Below are 13968 nucleotides of genomic sequence, written 5' to 3'. Positions count from 1 at the left end.
TGTAATGCGCACTGTATTGCTGACGGGTTTCGAACCGTTTGACCAAGACCTTGTCAACCCGTCCTGGGAGGCGGTACGCCTGTTGGAGGGTGTGCAGTTGGGCGCTGATGTGCGGATTGTCGCGCGCCAGTTACCCTGTGCCTTTGCCACGGCGGGCGAGCGCCTGGCTCAGCTGTTGGCCGAACACCGCCCGCAGATGGTCATTGCTGTCGGGCTGGGCCCCGGGCGCAGTGATATTTCCATCGAGCGGGTCGCGATCAACCTCAACGACGCGCGGATTCCGGACAACCTGGGTGAGCAACCTGTCGACACGGAAGTGCTGCCCGGCGGCCCTGCGGCCTACTTCGGCACCTTGCCGAGCAAGGCCATGGTGAGGGCCGTGCGCGAGGCCGGCATTGGGGCCAGCGTGTCGCAAACCGCCGGCACTTTCGTGTGCAACCAGGTGTTCTATCTGTTGCAGCACGCGCTCGCCGGGTCAGGGGTACGCAGCGGTTTCATCCATGTGCCGTGGCTGCCCGAGCAGGTGGTGGGCCGAATACCCGAGCCGGCCTCGATGGCGTTGCCGATGCAGGTCGAGGGCTTGCGGATTGCGCTGCTGACGGCCTGGAATACCCTGGTGGATATCACTGAAACGGGTGGGCAAGTCAGCTGAGGTTTTCGGCTTCGCGTCCCGGGAAAAACAACGCGAAGCAGGTCACACCGCTCTCGCTGCTCACGCTGTATCGGCCGTTATGCAACTGCATGATGGTCGCGACAATTGACAGCCCCAATCCATTGGAATGCGCCGAACGCTCCCGTGATTCATCCACGCGATAAAACCGCTCGAACAACCTGGGCAAGTGCTCCGCCGGGATGGTCGCGCCGTGGTTGGTCACTGTCAGGTTGATGCCTTCGGCGCAGGGTGTGGCCTGGATCAGCAGTTCAGAGGCGGGCGCACCATATTTGATGGCGTTGGCGCACAGGTTGGCCAGGGCACGGCGCAGCAGCATCGGCTCGGCCCAGATCACACCGGCGCCCTGGGCGAGGATGCTGATGTCGACATCGCCCGCCAGGCCTTCGAAGTAGTCGGCCATGCGTTCCACTTCGTCGGCCGCGTCCAGTTCCTGGCGCTGGCGCAGCGCACTGGCCGGGTCGGTGCGGGCCAGGAACAGCATGTTGTCGAGCATGCGCGCCAGGCGTTCGAGTTCTTCGACGTTGGAGGCCAGCAGTTGCTGGTAGGCCTCGATGCTACGGTGTTGCTGCAGCGCCACCTGGGTTTCCCCGAGCAAGTTATTGATCGGCGTGCGCAGTTCGTGGGCCATGTCGGTGGAGACTTGGCCCAGTTGCACAAAACCCTTGGCCAGGCGTTCGAGCATGGTGTTGAACGAATCAATCATCGGCAGCAGTTCTTTGGGGGCGCCGTGGCTGTCGAGGCGCGCGGCGAGGTTGCCGACGCCGATGCCCTGGGCATGCACGGCCAGGCGCCGCAATGGCAGCAGGCCGCGATGCACCATCAGGTAGCCGACCACCGCCAGTACCAATGCCGCGATGCTGGCGAGGATATAGACACTCAGCCGGTAGCTGGCGAGCACTGCGGTGCGCTCGGTCATCAACCGCCCGGTAGTGACTTGCAGGCTGCCCAGGTCGCCTGAATCGATGGTGGCGGCGAGGGTGGAGAAGGGGACGCCATTGACGCCGGGTAAATGCTGCACGTCGGCGAATTCCAGGGCGTGGTCCCGGGGCACCGGTGCAACGTCGGGCATGTCGATGTTGCCGGGGTTCACTTCCAGCAGCGGTTTCTGCCCGGGTGCGGCGATGCTCAGTACCGATTCGCGGTTGCCCAGCATGTTCTGGAACAGTTCGGGCTTGGTCTTGATCAGGTCCAGGGTGTTGCTGTCGTTCAGCAGGTTGCGCAGTTGGTCGACGCGGTAGATCAGCGCAGCGTCGTCGCGGTGGATCAGTTCGCGCTCAAGGTCGCGGTACAGCGCCACGCCGAGGGTTGCCAGCAGGGCGAACGCCAGCAGGGCGAAGATCAGCGCCAGGCGCAGCGTCAGGGAGTAATGCCGGGGCTTGCTCATGGTTGCGTATCGAAGCGATAGCCGATGCCGCGCACGCTATGGATCAGCTTGAGCTGGAACGGGTCGTCGATTTTCAGGCGCAGGCGGCGCACGGCCACGTCGACCACATTGGTGTCGCTGTCGAAATTCATGTCCCACACCCTTGAGGCGATCAGCGAGCGCGAGAGTACCTGGTCCTGATGGGTGGCGAACAAGTGCAACAAGGCGAACTCCTTGTTGGTCAGGGTGATGCGCACGCCGCCACGGCTGACGCGGCGCTTGAGCACGTCGATCTGCAGGTCGGCGATCTGCAAGTGTTCTTCTTCACGGCTTGGCCCGCGCCGGGTCAGGGTGCGCAGGCGCGCCACCAGTTCGGCGAAGGAAAACGGCTTGATCAGGTAATCGTCGGCGCCCAGTTCCAGGCCCTTGATGCGGTCGGCAATATCGTCCCGGGCGGTCAGGAACAGCACCGGCGTGTCGGCTTCCTTGCGCAGGCGACGCAGCACTTCCCAGCCGTCCATCTTCGGCATCATCACGTCCAGCACGATCACGTCGAACGGGGTTTCCAGGGCCTGGTGCAAACCGTCCACGCCATCGCGGGCAAGGCTCACGGAGTAACCCAGTTCCTGCAGGCCGTTAAGCAGGTAGTTGCCCGCTTTGGGCTCGTCTTCGACTACGAGGATATTCATGGGATTCGCCCTGGTGATGTGCAGTTCTTGCGTGGCGCAAGTGTAGCCCGATCAATTGTCATTGGGGCAGCCGATGCCCTGTACTTGATAGTCCAGCACGTGTTCGCGGCCCTGGCTGTCGAGGTAGTCGAGGCGCGCAGGGACAATGCCGCACTGGCCGTAGGTATCGGTGCTCGACAGTACTTTGGCCACGTCCATGTGCATGAAGAAGCCGGGGGTGTCATGGATCACCGAGGTGGTGGCGGTGGTATCGGCAAAGGCCGAGCCGGTGGCGAGGAGGGCAGCAAAGCCGAGGATAAACAGTTTCATGGCGGTATCTCTCTTTAAGGGTTGGCTGCCGGTATCCGGCAGTGAGTTCACAGTAACCAGGCGACACAAACAGCCAGCCAACAGGATGATGACAAGATCGTAATGAAGGGCTTAAGGCTGGCGGCCGGACGCTTCGAGGATCAGGTCGGTGATTTCCTTGGCGTGGGAAACCAGGGACAAGTGGCTCGATGGCACCTCGATGGTGGTGGCGTTCATGCGCTTGGCGAGAAAGCGTTCCAGGTCCGGGTTGATGGTCTGGTCATTGCTGGACACCGCATACCAGGACGGCTTGGTGTGCCACGCGGCGTTGACGGTGCGACCGCTGAACAGGGTCTTGGCGATCGGTTGTTGCACGGCGTACAGCTCCATGGCCTTGGCGTGGGGTACATCGGCGGCAAAGTACTTGAGGAAGGCGTCCTGGTTCAGGGTCAGGTAACCGTCGTGCTCCACCACACCGGCCCGCACGGGTGTGCTTGGGTACTTGGCGGACAGGGCGACGAAGTCTTCGTTGGCGTCCGGAGCGCGGGCGGCGACGTATACCAGGGAGCTGACCTTGGGGTTGGCCCCGGCGTCGCTGACCACGGTGCCGGCGTAGGAATGGCCGACCAGCACGGTAGGGCCGTCCTGTTGATCGAGTACGCGATTGGTGGCGGCAACGTCATCCGCCACTGAGGTCAGCGGGTTTTGCACGGCGGTTACATGCAAGCCGGCGGCCTGCAGGCGGGTAATCACTTCGGACCAACTGGAACCGTCGGCCCAGGAGCCGTGTACCAGCACTACGTTATTGGCTTTCACCGGTGCAATCGGGCCGGCCACGGCGGCGCCGGTCCCCAGCATCAACAGGCTGGCGGCGATCAGGCAGAGTTTGCTTGCAGGTTTCATGGGCGGCCTCGCTTCATTTTCAGTGGGAAGTTGGGTCACCCGCTGTGGGTGACTGACGACTTCACTGTATGAAGTGAGGGTGCGGGCAACACTGACAGCTTGATGACAAGTTTGTAATGCAATGGGCAGCCGGAAGGCTGCCCTGGTTGGACGGTGACCCATCAGACAGTACGGGCTGCTTGCAGGCGTTCAGCGCCGCCTTCCGCCAGGCCGCGTTCGTGCAGGCGATCTGCGCCGCCCTCGGCGAGCAGGTGGGATGGCTGGTCTTTGACCGCGCCAGCGTGGGTGTCGGCCGACGCCATGGATGACAGCCCGAGGCCCGCGATGACAGTCAGGCCGAGTACCAGGGACGAAGCTTTCGAGAGATTGAACATGATGAGGCTCCTACGCGTGAGTCAGCCGGATTGGCTGGTGGTCGTAGTTAATCGCCGGGGTGTATCTGCCATGTGTGCCCAGGCATGGCGAAATGCGGGTTCGCGTATCCAGGCGGGGTTCCCATACAGTCCGATACAAACCACGGGAAGGTTTACAGCGTTTGGGCCGATCCGTAGATTGCACCAGGCAAGTGGTTCGTCAGCGCCCAAGACCGGGTGACGAAAGCAAGAGGAAGCCGAGCAGTGTCCACCCGCGATTCAGCTGTATTCGCCCACCGTTACCGCGCCTTTCTGTTCGATATGGATGGCACACTCCTGAACTCCATTGCCGCCGCCGAGCGCGTATGGGCCACCTGGGCTGAACGCCATGGGCTGGATGTCGAGGCCTTTCTGAAGACCATCCATGGTGCCCGGGCCATCGATACCATCACCCGCCAGGCGTTGCCCGGTGTGGACGCGCAGGCTGAGGCGCAGTGGATTACCGAGGCTGAACTTGAGGATGTGGAAGGGGTGGTGGCTATTGCGGGCGCGGTGGAATTCCTCAACGCATTGCCCGGCGATCAATGGGCGCTGGTTACGTCTGCCCCCAAGGCACTGGCTCTGCGCCGTATGCAGGCGGCCGGGATCAACCCGCCGGCGGTGCTGGTCACCGCGGAGGATGTCGCCAGCGGCAAGCCGGATCCGGCCTGTTATGTGCTCGGTGCGCAACGGCTGGGAGTACCGGTACAGGACTGCCTGGTGTTTGAGGATGCCAGCGTCGGGATTCGCGCCGGCGAGGCGGCGGGGGCCGATGTGATGGTGGTGACGTCGACCCACCTTGTGCCCATGGTCACCGCGCATCCGTCGATTGACGGGTATGAGCGTCTACAGGTTCAGCGGGACGAAGCCGGGCTGTTGCATCTACAGCGCCTGGCGTAAAAAAAAGGCCGACCCGGTTACCCGGATCGGCCTTCTTCGTAAAGGGGCGGTTCAACGTTGGAGCCGTTTCCAGTGAGCGTCTGCAGGCGGTTGCCCTTGAGCCCCTGGCGGGACAAGACCATTTCCTTGAGGATTTCGCTGGCAAGCCTGGCAATCGCCTCCGGCCCTCGATGGTGTGCGCGGACGATGCCGGTCACCGCAAAGTGATCAGCTTCCGGGCCGCTGAGAATCGCGGAAAGCGTGCCATCGGCATGCAGGGTGCAGACGATTTTGTAGCTCGGCAGGCGCGCTGCCAGTGCTGATTCGATTTCGCTTTTACTCAGTGTGTCCATCAGCGCTACAACCTTTCACCGACCGTGCATGCCCAAGCATAGGTTGTGTCGCGCAGCTGTAAATACCGGCGATCTGATAGCAAGTGCGGCGACGGTTTCAACCCGCTTGCGGGATACACCGCGCTGGGGCAACGAACTTCAAGATGAAACCCAAAGCCGTCAGGATGAGGCTTTGCGGCGATCACTGTGAGGCGCGCGCCGGCACAGTCTGCGATGGACGGCGACCTGAATGGGCTTGAGGCAGAAGAAAAACAAGTACGCGCTCAGGAACAGCGTCAGGTCCAGCCATGAGTAGGCTTTGTCGGAGGAACCTTCGATTTCGAACTTGAGGCCATACTCCAGCGCCACAAACGCCACGCTGATCAGCGTGACAATCAACCAAGACTTGGATAAGTAAGGCTGTTTAACGGTACGCCTCATCAACGTGCTCCTTGGCGCGCTGCAGACTGTAGGGGATTTGTCACGAGATTCGGCCCTGGAAAACTCCACAAGTTCCCTTTGTTTGCAGGATGGTTCATGCGTAGAACGCAGCCAGCGACTATTACTGAGAAGTGTTCCTGCCATGTGTCATACAAAAGGGAGTACGCCTTATGTTGGTTCAGTGGTTTCTTGCAGCAGTCCATTTACTGGCATTCGCCATGGCATTGTCGGCCGTGCTTGCGCGTGGCAAGGCATTGCGCGGTGTATCTGATAGTGACCCATCCACCCTGCGCCGCGTATTGATCGCGGACAACATCTGGGGAATCAGTGCCCTGGTGTTATTGGTAACCGGTGGCCTGCGGGCCTTTGGCGGCTACGAAAAGGGCAGTGATTATTACCTGCACCAGCCGTTGTTTCACGTGAAGATGACGCTGCTTGTATTAATTTTGTTACTGGAGCTCGCGCCGATGATTCGCTTTATCAAATGGCGCATCGCGTTGGCGCGTGGCACGCGCCTCGATTTGCACCAGGCAGGTCTTTTTGCGCGCATCAGCCATGTGCAGGCGTTACTGCTGGTGCTGATGATGATTGCAGCGAGTGGCATGGCACGCGGTGTCGGCCTGGGATGACGCTGGCCTGACGCTGGAACAAGGGAATAGGGCGCGCTGGCCGCGGGAAGCCGCGAGCAGGCTGAAAGAGGTTTTCGCCAGCCGTTACAGTGAACGAAAGGGCTGGCTACTGGAGGCGCTTCAAGGTGTCTGGTTTTTATCCGGAGCCGTCAGGCCCGCCTGGATACGTTGGTAGATCTCCTCGCGATGCACGGCAACGTCCTTTGGAGCATTGATGCCGATTCTTACTTGCTGGCCGCTAACGCCCAGGATGGTGATCGTGATGTCATCACCGATGTTTATGCTTTCACCGACTTTGCGGGTGAGTATCAGCATGGACTTCTCCTTGATTGCTTTGAAGGACACATGTTTCAGACAGGGCAGATGTCGGATGTGTGTAGCTTACTGCGAAGCGCTTCCCTGTGGCTGCCTCTTTTAGGACGCATAGAGGCGGCATTAATTCCCATGCCGCCATCATACAGGTCTGCGATACATCATTCGCATTGTTTAAGCCAACGTTTATGACGGCCAGAATAGACAGTGAATGATAAAGTCGCCTCTTTGATCCTCTAAGGAGCAGGGTAGTGCGTAAAGTAGCGATGGCAATTGCGGTGTTGGCATTGGCCGGTTGCGGTGAAGGTAAAAGTGTCGACGCCCCCAAGGCCAGGCCTGCCGTTGCCGAGGCGCCCGCCCAGGCGCAACCTGCGGTCGGCGCGATCGCCTCTCAAGAATGGGATGTATGGGTGGGGCCGCCGGATCACAAGCTGCAGGCGATGACTGACCTGACCGCGTGGTTGCTGGAACACGGTTTCAGTTTCTATCTGGCGAAGGAAGACGGTAAGGACCAGGTGCTGCTGGGCCCATTCAGCACCAAGGCCGAGGCCGAGGCGAAACAAGCGCAGTTGACCGAGAAACTGGCCACTGCGAAGAAGAATGACACGGTGTCCGAGGTCATCGAACACAAGGTTGCGCAGTAAAGAGTCGACAAGCGGGAGGCCATGGCGCTCCCGCTTTTTTCGTTCAGCCGCAGGCTTTCAAGTTCACCGGGCCGACAAATTCATTGCCGCGCCCCATCACGCACGCCACGGTTTGATTGCGCTGGCGTTCCCAGGGCTGTACCGGGTAGGTCTTGTTCCAGGCTTCATACAGCTGGCGATCCTGTTTCGACAGGCGCAGGCCATACTGCTTGCTCATATAGAAATAGGTTCGGGCGATCATGCCGCGAATGGAAGGGCGGGGCATGACCTTCTTGGCCTTGAAGTCCACCTGGGTCAGGCATGATCCATATTGGCCGCTTTGTACCGGCAGCCAGCCAAAACTGAAATTGTTTCGGTCGCCATTCACCTCGCCGATGCTCGGCACCAGGTTGTGCAGGTCGGCTTCGGCCCGCTTGTAGACCGCGTCCTTGCGGGTGCAGTTCTTGCGCCCGCCATCCTGCCAGCACTGGCGCTGATGGCCGATCTGCCAGGCCGGAACAATGTGTTCCCATTCAATACGTGCTGCCCGGTTGGCGTTTTTGCGCGGGATATAGCCGCAGGCTTTCAGGTCTACCCGGTTGCCGTTGTATTTGCAGCCGCAATAGAACTCCGTGGATTGCGGTTCATACAGTTTCCAGGCGATTTTCTTGGCTTCGCTGAATGTCCTGGGGGCTTGGGCTTGAGCGGTAACAGCAAAAAACACACACAACAGACTGATAAAACGGACACTCATTGACTCAATCTTCCTTCGGCACAACCCAGAAAATCTGCACGCCGCCGTCATCGCGATAGGCGAGGGTGACGTTGTCGTTTTCTGCGATCTCCTCCAGTAGTCGTGCCCACTCGTCTTCCGGTTCCTCCGGCAAACGGAAGATCAACGCCGCCTTGTTCTTCTGGGCGTTGGTGGAATTGATGATTTTTTGCACGCGAACGGCCAGGCGTTGATAGGCGTCAGGCGCTGCGGGTGCTGCGGAAGAAGGCTTTGCCACGGAGTATTCCTTATTAGGCTGTACGTGCATACAGTATTTAACTGTGGGCAATTTCGCAACTGCTTAAAATTCAAGAAGTTCTTCTGACAGTGGTTTTGCCGATTTGGTGTAGGAACGCTTTGTTTTTCAAAGTTTTTTTTGCGCGGGGGATAAAGCGGGGGAAATCAGACCCGCTCGCGGTACGCCACGAGCGGGATGGCCCAACCGTTGCCGGCCGGGCCCGGGAGCGATCAATATTCCCAGAACATCCGTTGCAGTTCCTTGCTGTCCTGGGTTTTGGTCAGGGCGACCATGGCCAGGATGCGGGCTTTCTGCGGGTTCAGGTCATGGGCAACTACCCAGTCGTATTTGTCGTCTGGTTGTTCGGCGTTACGCAGAACGAAACCACCGGCATTCACGTGGGAAGAGCGAATGATCTGTACGCCTTGCTTGCGCAGTTCCTGCAGGGCAGGCACCACCTTGGACGACACCGAACCATTGCCGGTACCGGCGTGGATGATGGCTTTCGCGCCGGCCTGGGCCAGGGCCTTGTAGGCGGTGTCGCTTACGTTGCCATAGGAATAGGCGATTTCGACGTCCGGCAGGCTTTTGATGGTCTTGATGTCGAATTCCGAGTTCATGGTGTGACGCTTGGCTGGCAGGCGGAACCAGTAGGATTTGCCTTCAACCACCATGCCCAGCGGGCCCCATGGGCTCTTGAACGCTTCAGTCTTGATGTTGATCATCTTGCTGACGTCGCGACCCGACTGGATCTCGTCGTTCATGGTCACCAGTACGCCTTTGCCGCGGGCGTCCTTGCTGCCGGCGACGGCAACGGCGTTGTACAGGTTGAGCATGCCATCAGCCGACATGGCGGTGCCTGGGCGCATCGAGCCGACCACGACGATTGGCTTGTCGGTCTTTTCCACCAGGTTGAGGAAGTAGGCAGTCTCTTCCAGGGTGTCGGTACCGTGGGTGATCACGATGCCGTCGACGTCCTTGCTGTCGGCCAGTTCGGCGACACGACGACCCAGTTGCAGGAGGTTTTCGTTGGTGATGCTTTCGGAGGCAATTTGCAATACTTGTTCGCCGCGGACATTGGCGATCTGGCTAAGCTCAGGAACACCGGCGATCAATTGTTCGATGCCGACCTTGGCGGCCTGGTAGGTCGCACTGTTGGCCGCGCTGGCGCCGGCGCCGGCGATGGTGCCGCCGGTGGCAAGGATCACCACGTTGGACAGTTTTTGCTGGGTTTCAGCTTCTTTTGCCTGAGCGGCAACGGGGAACAACAGCAGGAGGGCTAACGCGCCCGGTACGAAAGTTTTCAACGCAGATTTCATTATTCTTCTCTCTAGTTTTGATGAGTGCTGATGCAGGTTCATCTAGAAACACTCGGGCGGTTCTGAACGCCACGAGGTGCTGAGTAAGAGCAGGATTTGTACCAGCGGGATTTTGTTTGGCAATAGAATTTAACCTATTGATTTATATCTATATTTGTTTGATTTGTAAGTAAATGGCTTGGTCTTCTGTCCGGCTTTCCGAACAAAGCGGTGCACGGGTGTTCGGTTGTCCGAAAAGGATGACGGAAAAGTTTGGTTTTAAACGCAGGAGGCACGCCGCGACCTGTCGTTTCAGAGAACGATCCAGCAACGCGGATGTTTAAAGGGGGTACCGGATGGCTTCGAGGGCAGGGCGTAAAGCGGATTCATCAAAAGGCTGTTTTCTCCCGTTGACAAATCTCGACAAGCTTCTCATAGTTTGACCTAACGCAAACGTTTGCGAGATGTTTCACGGGGTCCTCCTCGAGTGTCGTGAAAGCTCGTATCAGCCGCCCGGGTGGGTTGGCTGCCGAAGCGTTCTTCGGTGCAAGCGTTGCTCACAATAATCATAAGATCGGAGTGAACCCATGAAGCTGCCATTTGCTGGACGTCTTCTTGCTGTCGCTGTGCTTGCTGCCGCATCCGCTGCCCTGCCTCTTTCCTCTGCATTTGCTGCCGAGACCGCCGCCAAACCCAAGGTCGGCCTGGTCATGAAATCCCTCGCCAACGAATTCTTCGTCACCATGCAAGACGGTGCCAAGGAATACCAGAAGGCCCACTCCGCCGATTTCGACATGATCACCAACGGGATCAAGAACGAAACCGATACCAGTGCACAGATCGATATCGTCAATCAGATGATCCTGTCCAAGGTTGACGCGATCGTCATTGCTCCCGCCGATTCGAAAGCCCTGGTCACCGTGCTGAAAAAGGCCTCCGACAAAGGCATCAAGATCGTCAACATCGACAACCGTCTTGATGTGGATGTACTGAAAAGCAAAAACCTTGATATCCCGTTCGTAGGTCCAGACAACCGCAAGGGCGCGCGCCTGGTCGGTGAAGAACTGGCCAAGCACCTCACCAAGGGTGACCAGGTTGGCATCATCGAAGGTGTGTCCACCACCACCAACGCCCAGCAGCGTACCGCTGGCTTCAAGGACGCGATGGATGCCGCCGGCATGAAGATCGTCTCCACCCAATCCGGTGAGTGGGAAATCGACAAGGGCAACGCGATTGCCGCTGCCATGCTCCAGGCAAACCCGAACATCAAGGCACTGCTGGCCGGTAACGACAACATGGCACTGGGCGCAGTATCCGCCGTACGTGGCGCCGGCAAGGCTGGCAAGGTGCTGGTCGTAGGCTACGACAACATCGAGGCCATCAAGCCGATGCTGCAGGACGGCCGTGTCCTGGCCACCGCCGACCAGGCTGCTGCCCAGCAAGCCGTTTTCGGTATCCAGAACGCTCTGAAGCTGGTCAAGGGTGAAAAAGTCGATGCCGTGGATGGCATGATCGAAACCCCGGTCGAACTCATCCTCAAGAAGTAATTCCCCGGCAGCACAAAACAGCGTCCGCTCACCCGAGCGGACGCCTGGAGACGTTCCTATGTCATCTTCCGCACCGAACGCTGTCCTCTCGGTCAGCGGTATCGGCAAGACCTATGCCCAACCGGTTCTATCCGACATCACCCTGACGCTCAATCGTGGGGAAGTGTTGGCGCTTACCGGTGAGAATGGCGCGGGGAAAAGCACCCTGTCGAAAATCATCGGCGGGCTGGTCACCCCGACCGACGGCCAGATGCAGTTCAATGGCCAGGCCTACACGCCAGGCAGTCGGACCCAGGCTGAAGAGCAGGGCATCCGCATGGTCATGCAGGAGCTTAACCTGCTGCCAACCCTGACGGTCGCTGAAAACCTGTTCCTCGATAACCTGCCCAGCCACGGTGGCTGGATCAGCCGCAAGCAACTGCGCAAGGCCGCCATTGAAGCCATGGCCCAGGTCGGCCTGGACGCTATCGACCCGGACACCCTGGTCGGCAGCCTCGGCATCGGCCACCAACAGATGGTCGAAATTGCCCGCAACCTGATCGGCGATTGCCACGTACTGATCCTCGACGAACCCACGGCGATGCTGACCGCCCGTGAAGTCGAGATGCTGTTCGAACAAATCACCCGCCTGCAGGCCCGGGGCGTGGCGATTATCTATATTTCCCACCGGCTCGAAGAACTGGCCCGGGTTGCCCAGCGCATTGCGGTGCTGCGTGACGGCAAGCTGGTGTGTGTCGAGCCGATGGCCAACTACAACAGTGAGCAACTGGTCACGCTGATGGTGGGCCGCGAACTGGGCGAGAAAATCGACCTGGGCCCGCGCACCATCGGCGCGCCGCTGTTGACGGTAAAAGGCCTGACCCGCTCGGACAAGGTCCGCGACGTGTCGTTTGAAGTGCGTGCCGGCGAAATCTACGGCATCTCCGGCCTGATCGGTGCGGGCCGTACGGAGTTGCTGCGCCTGATCTTCGGCGCCGACCTGGCCGACAGCGGCACCGTGGCCCTGGGCACACCTGCGCAAGTCGTCAGCATTCGCTCGCCCGTCGACGCGGTTGGCCATGGCATCGCCCTGATCACCGAGGACCGCAAGGGCGAAGGCCTGCTGCTGACCCAATCCATCGGCGCCAACATTGCCTTGGGCAACATGCCGAAGGTGTCCAGCGGTGGCCTGGTGAACAGTCGTGACGAAACGGCCTTGGCCAAGCGCCAGGTCGACGCCATGCGTATCCGCAGTTCCAGTCCGGCGCAGCTGGTGTCCGAGCTGTCGGGTGGCAACCAGCAGAAGGTGGTGATTGGCCGCTGGCTGGAGCGCGATTGCGCGGTGATGCTGTTCGATGAACCGACCCGAGGCATCGACGTCGGCGCCAAATTCGATATCTATGCGTTGCTCGGCGACCTGACCCGCCAGGGCAAGGCGCTGGTGGTGGTGTCCAGCGACCTGCGTGAGTTGATGCTGATCTGCGACCGCATCGGGGTACTTTCCGCCGGGCGCCTGATCGAGACCTTCGAGCGCGACAGCTGGACCCAGGACGAATTGCTTGCCGCTGCTTTTGCCGGCTATCAGAAACGTGATGCGCTGCTCAACGACGCAGCGCCTAGGAATACCCCATGAAAACCACTTCCTCCACCGCAAAACGTGGCGGCAACTTCTATGGCCTGGGCACCTACCTGGGCCTGGCCGGCGCCTTGCTGGCGATGATTGCGCTGTTCTCGTTCCTGAGCGACCACTTCCTCTCGTACGACACCTTCAGCACCCTGGCCAACCAGATTCCCGACCTGATGGTGTTGGCAGTCGGCATGACCTTCGTGCTGATCATCGGCGGCATCGACCTGTCGGTAGGCTCCGTGCTGGCCCTGGCCGCATCGGCCGTCAGCGTGGCGATTCTCGGCTGGGGCTGGAGTGTGTTGCCGGCAGCCGTGCTGGGCATGGGCTGCGCCGCGTTGGCCGGGACCATTACCGGTTCGATCACAGTGGCCTGGCGGATCCCGTCATTCATCGTGTCCCTCGGCGTGCTGGAAATGGCGCGCGGCGTGGCGTACCAGATGACCGGCTCGCGTACCGCATACATCGGTGATTCGTTTGCCTGGCTGTCCAATCCGGTGGCCTTCGGCATTTCACCTTCGTTCATCATCGCGTTGCTGGTGATCATCGCCGCGCAGCTGGTGCTGACCCGTACCGTGTTCGGTCGCTACCTGATCGGCATCGGCACCAACGAAGAGGCCGTGCGCCTGGCGGGTATCAATCCCAAGCCCTACAAGATCCTGGTGTTCAGCCTGATGGGCCTGCTGGCGGGTGTGGCGGCGCTGTTCCAGATTTCGCGCCTGGAAGCGGCCGATCCCAACGCCGGTTCCGGCCTGGAGCTGCAAGTGATCGCTGCGGTAGTGATCGGTGGCACCAGCCTGATGGGCGGGCGTGGCTCGGTCATCAGTACCTTCTTCGGCGTGCTGATCATCTCGGTACTGGCGGCAGGGCTGGCGCAGATTGGCGCCACCGAGCCGACCAAACGTATCATCACCGGTGCCGTGATCGTGATCGCGGTGGTGCTCGATACTTACCGCAGCCAGCGCGCCAGTCGGCGAGCCTGAGCC

At 60.1% G+C, this 13968-nt stretch carries 18 protein-coding genes; 7 read left to right on the top strand and 11 right to left on the bottom strand.

Going from position 1 to position 13968, the window contains the following annotated elements:
• Nucleotides 1-4 precede the first annotated feature (4 nt).
• Entirely contained in the window at nucleotides 5-652 is a 648-nt protein-coding gene (pcp, locus tag A462_RS04375; RefSeq protein ID WP_008438704.1) for a pyroglutamyl-peptidase I, read from the top strand.
• Here the strand turns inward: pcp and A462_RS04380 are convergent.
• From A462_RS04380 to A462_RS04400, 5 genes are all read right to left on the bottom strand, one after another.
• Nucleotides 645-2057 carry a heavy metal sensor histidine kinase gene (locus A462_RS04380; protein WP_008438702.1) on the bottom strand — a complete coding sequence of 471 codons (1413 nt, stop codon included), beginning with the start codon at nucleotides 2055-2057 and terminating at the stop codon, nucleotides 645-647. The genes pcp and A462_RS04380 overlap by 8 nt on opposite strands.
• On the bottom strand, nucleotides 2054-2725 hold the full coding sequence (locus A462_RS04385; RefSeq protein WP_003219986.1) for a heavy metal response regulator transcription factor: 672 nt from the start codon (nucleotides 2723-2725) through the stop codon (nucleotides 2054-2056). The genes A462_RS04380 and A462_RS04385 overlap by 4 nt, the downstream gene beginning before the upstream one ends.
• A 51-nt stretch (nucleotides 2726-2776) precedes the next feature.
• The gene (locus A462_RS04390; protein WP_003219985.1) at nucleotides 2777-3034 is read right to left on the bottom strand and encodes a DUF2790 domain-containing protein; all 258 of its coding nucleotides are present in this window, start codon (nucleotides 3032-3034) and stop codon (nucleotides 2777-2779) included.
• A gap of 111 nt (nucleotides 3035-3145) precedes the next feature.
• A complete protein-coding gene (locus A462_RS04395) occupies nucleotides 3146-3916 on the bottom strand; it encodes an alpha/beta fold hydrolase (RefSeq protein WP_008438701.1) in 771 nt (256 codons plus the stop codon).
• A 161-nt stretch (nucleotides 3917-4077) separates the two neighbouring features.
• Nucleotides 4078-4290, bottom strand: a complete 213-nt coding sequence (locus A462_RS04400) for a hypothetical protein (protein WP_003219983.1) — start codon at nucleotides 4288-4290, stop codon at nucleotides 4078-4080.
• A 243-nt stretch (nucleotides 4291-4533) separates the two neighbouring features.
• On the opposite strand from A462_RS04400, the gene A462_RS04405 reads away from it, so the two are divergent.
• Nucleotides 4534-5208, top strand: a complete 675-nt coding sequence (locus A462_RS04405) for an HAD-IA family hydrolase (protein ID WP_003219982.1) — start codon at nucleotides 4534-4536, stop codon at nucleotides 5206-5208.
• 17 nt (nucleotides 5209-5225) lie between these two features.
• On the opposite strand, the gene A462_RS04410 is transcribed toward A462_RS04405, so the two are convergent.
• Nucleotides 5226-5540 carry a hypothetical protein gene (locus tag A462_RS04410; protein ID WP_008438700.1) on the bottom strand — a complete coding sequence of 105 codons (315 nt, stop codon included), beginning with the start codon at nucleotides 5538-5540 and terminating at the stop codon, nucleotides 5226-5228.
• Between the two features lie 159 nt (nucleotides 5541-5699).
• Nucleotides 5700-5960, bottom strand: a complete 261-nt coding sequence (locus tag A462_RS04415; RefSeq protein ID WP_003219977.1) for a hypothetical protein — start codon at nucleotides 5958-5960, stop codon at nucleotides 5700-5702.
• A gap of 170 nt (nucleotides 5961-6130) precedes the next feature.
• On the opposite strand from A462_RS04415, the gene A462_RS04420 reads away from it, so the two are divergent.
• A complete protein-coding gene (locus tag A462_RS04420) occupies nucleotides 6131-6589 on the top strand; it encodes a DUF2214 family protein (RefSeq protein ID WP_008438699.1) in 459 nt (152 codons plus the stop codon).
• A gap of 120 nt (nucleotides 6590-6709) precedes the next feature.
• Here A462_RS04420 and csrA read toward each other — a convergent pair whose 3' ends face one another.
• Complete coding sequence (gene csrA / locus A462_RS04425) at nucleotides 6710-6904, bottom strand: carbon storage regulator CsrA (RefSeq protein ID WP_003192511.1); 195 nt, start codon at nucleotides 6902-6904, stop codon at nucleotides 6710-6712.
• Between the two features lie 263 nt (nucleotides 6905-7167).
• Here csrA and A462_RS04430 point away from each other — a divergent pair, with 263 nt between their 5' ends.
• A complete protein-coding gene (locus A462_RS04430) occupies nucleotides 7168-7545 on the top strand; it encodes a hypothetical protein (RefSeq protein ID WP_032899812.1) in 378 nt (125 codons plus the stop codon).
• 43 nt (nucleotides 7546-7588) lie between these two features.
• On the opposite strand, the gene A462_RS04435 is transcribed toward A462_RS04430, so the two are convergent.
• From A462_RS04435 to A462_RS04445, 3 genes are all read right to left on the bottom strand, one after another.
• Nucleotides 7589-8278: an endonuclease gene (locus tag A462_RS04435; protein WP_008438696.1), complete on the bottom strand. Its 690-nt coding sequence runs from the start codon at nucleotides 8276-8278 to the stop codon at nucleotides 7589-7591.
• Between the two features lie 4 nt (nucleotides 8279-8282).
• Entirely contained in the window at nucleotides 8283-8534 is a 252-nt protein-coding gene (locus A462_RS04440; RefSeq protein WP_008438695.1) for a DUF1654 domain-containing protein, read from the bottom strand.
• A 230-nt stretch (nucleotides 8535-8764) separates the two neighbouring features.
• Nucleotides 8765-9853, bottom strand: a complete 1089-nt coding sequence (locus tag A462_RS04445; protein ID WP_003219965.1) for an asparaginase — start codon at nucleotides 9851-9853, stop codon at nucleotides 8765-8767.
• 566 nt (nucleotides 9854-10419) lie between these two features.
• Here A462_RS04445 and A462_RS04450 point away from each other — a divergent pair.
• Genes A462_RS04450 through A462_RS04460 form a run of 3 tightly spaced genes read left to right on the top strand, consistent with a single transcriptional unit; the run spans nucleotide 10420 to nucleotide 13965 of the window.
• The gene (locus A462_RS04450) at nucleotides 10420-11379 is read left to right on the top strand and encodes a sugar ABC transporter substrate-binding protein (RefSeq protein WP_008438694.1); all 960 of its coding nucleotides are present in this window, start codon (nucleotides 10420-10422) and stop codon (nucleotides 11377-11379) included.
• A gap of 58 nt (nucleotides 11380-11437) precedes the next feature.
• The gene (locus tag A462_RS04455) at nucleotides 11438-12991 is read left to right on the top strand and encodes a sugar ABC transporter ATP-binding protein (protein WP_008438693.1); all 1554 of its coding nucleotides are present in this window, start codon (nucleotides 11438-11440) and stop codon (nucleotides 12989-12991) included.
• Nucleotides 12988-13965: an ABC transporter permease gene (locus tag A462_RS04460; protein ID WP_008438692.1), complete on the top strand. Its 978-nt coding sequence runs from the start codon at nucleotides 12988-12990 to the stop codon at nucleotides 13963-13965. Before A462_RS04455 ends, A462_RS04460 begins: the two co-directional genes overlap by 4 nt.
• The last annotated feature ends 3 nt before the right edge of the window (nucleotides 13966-13968 follow it).

Source organism: Pseudomonas sp. Ag1 (assembly GCF_000278565.1).
GTDB lineage: Bacteria > Pseudomonadota > Gammaproteobacteria > Pseudomonadales > Pseudomonadaceae > Aquipseudomonas.
The sequence above is the reverse complement of the archived record's forward strand: the minus strand, read 5'-3'. Positions and strand labels throughout refer to the sequence as shown.

Bases quoted from the DNA above. Each gene is read 5' to 3' on its own strand.
- pcp (WP_008438704.1), top strand. From the start codon at position 5: ATGCGCACTGTATTGCTGACGGGTTTCGAACCGTTTGACCAAGACCTT.
- A462_RS04380 (WP_008438702.1), bottom strand. From the start codon at position 2,057: ATGAGCAAGCCCCGGCATTACTCCCTGACGCTGCGCCTGGCGCTGATC.
- A462_RS04385 (WP_003219986.1), bottom strand. From the start codon at position 2,725: ATGAATATCCTCGTAGTCGAAGACGAGCCCAAAGCGGGCAACTACCTG.
- A462_RS04390 (WP_003219985.1), bottom strand. From the start codon at position 3,034: ATGAAACTGTTTATCCTCGGCTTTGCTGCCCTCCTCGCCACCGGCTCG.
- A462_RS04395 (WP_008438701.1), bottom strand. From the start codon at position 3,916: ATGAAACCTGCAAGCAAACTCTGCCTGATCGCCGCCAGCCTGTTGATG.
- A462_RS04400 (WP_003219983.1), bottom strand. From the start codon at position 4,290: ATGTTCAATCTCTCGAAAGCTTCGTCCCTGGTACTCGGCCTGACTGTC.
- A462_RS04410 (WP_008438700.1), bottom strand. From the start codon at position 5,540: ATGGACACACTGAGTAAAAGCGAAATCGAATCAGCACTGGCAGCGCGC.
- A462_RS04415 (WP_003219977.1), bottom strand. From the start codon at position 5,960: ATGAGGCGTACCGTTAAACAGCCTTACTTATCCAAGTCTTGGTTGATT.
- A462_RS04420 (WP_008438699.1), top strand. From the start codon at position 6,131: ATGTTGGTTCAGTGGTTTCTTGCAGCAGTCCATTTACTGGCATTCGCC.
- csrA (WP_003192511.1), bottom strand. From the start codon at position 6,904: ATGCTGATACTCACCCGCAAAGTCGGTGAAAGCATAAACATCGGTGAT.
- A462_RS04430 (WP_032899812.1), top strand. From the start codon at position 7,168: ATGGCAATTGCGGTGTTGGCATTGGCCGGTTGCGGTGAAGGTAAAAGT.
- A462_RS04435 (WP_008438696.1), bottom strand. From the start codon at position 8,278: ATGAGTGTCCGTTTTATCAGTCTGTTGTGTGTGTTTTTTGCTGTTACC.
- A462_RS04445 (WP_003219965.1), bottom strand. From the start codon at position 9,853: ATGAAATCTGCGTTGAAAACTTTCGTACCGGGCGCGTTAGCCCTCCTG.
- A462_RS04450 (WP_008438694.1), top strand. From the start codon at position 10,420: ATGAAGCTGCCATTTGCTGGACGTCTTCTTGCTGTCGCTGTGCTTGCT.
- A462_RS04455 (WP_008438693.1), top strand. From the start codon at position 11,438: ATGTCATCTTCCGCACCGAACGCTGTCCTCTCGGTCAGCGGTATCGGC.
- A462_RS04460 (WP_008438692.1), top strand. From the start codon at position 12,988: ATGAAAACCACTTCCTCCACCGCAAAACGTGGCGGCAACTTCTATGGC.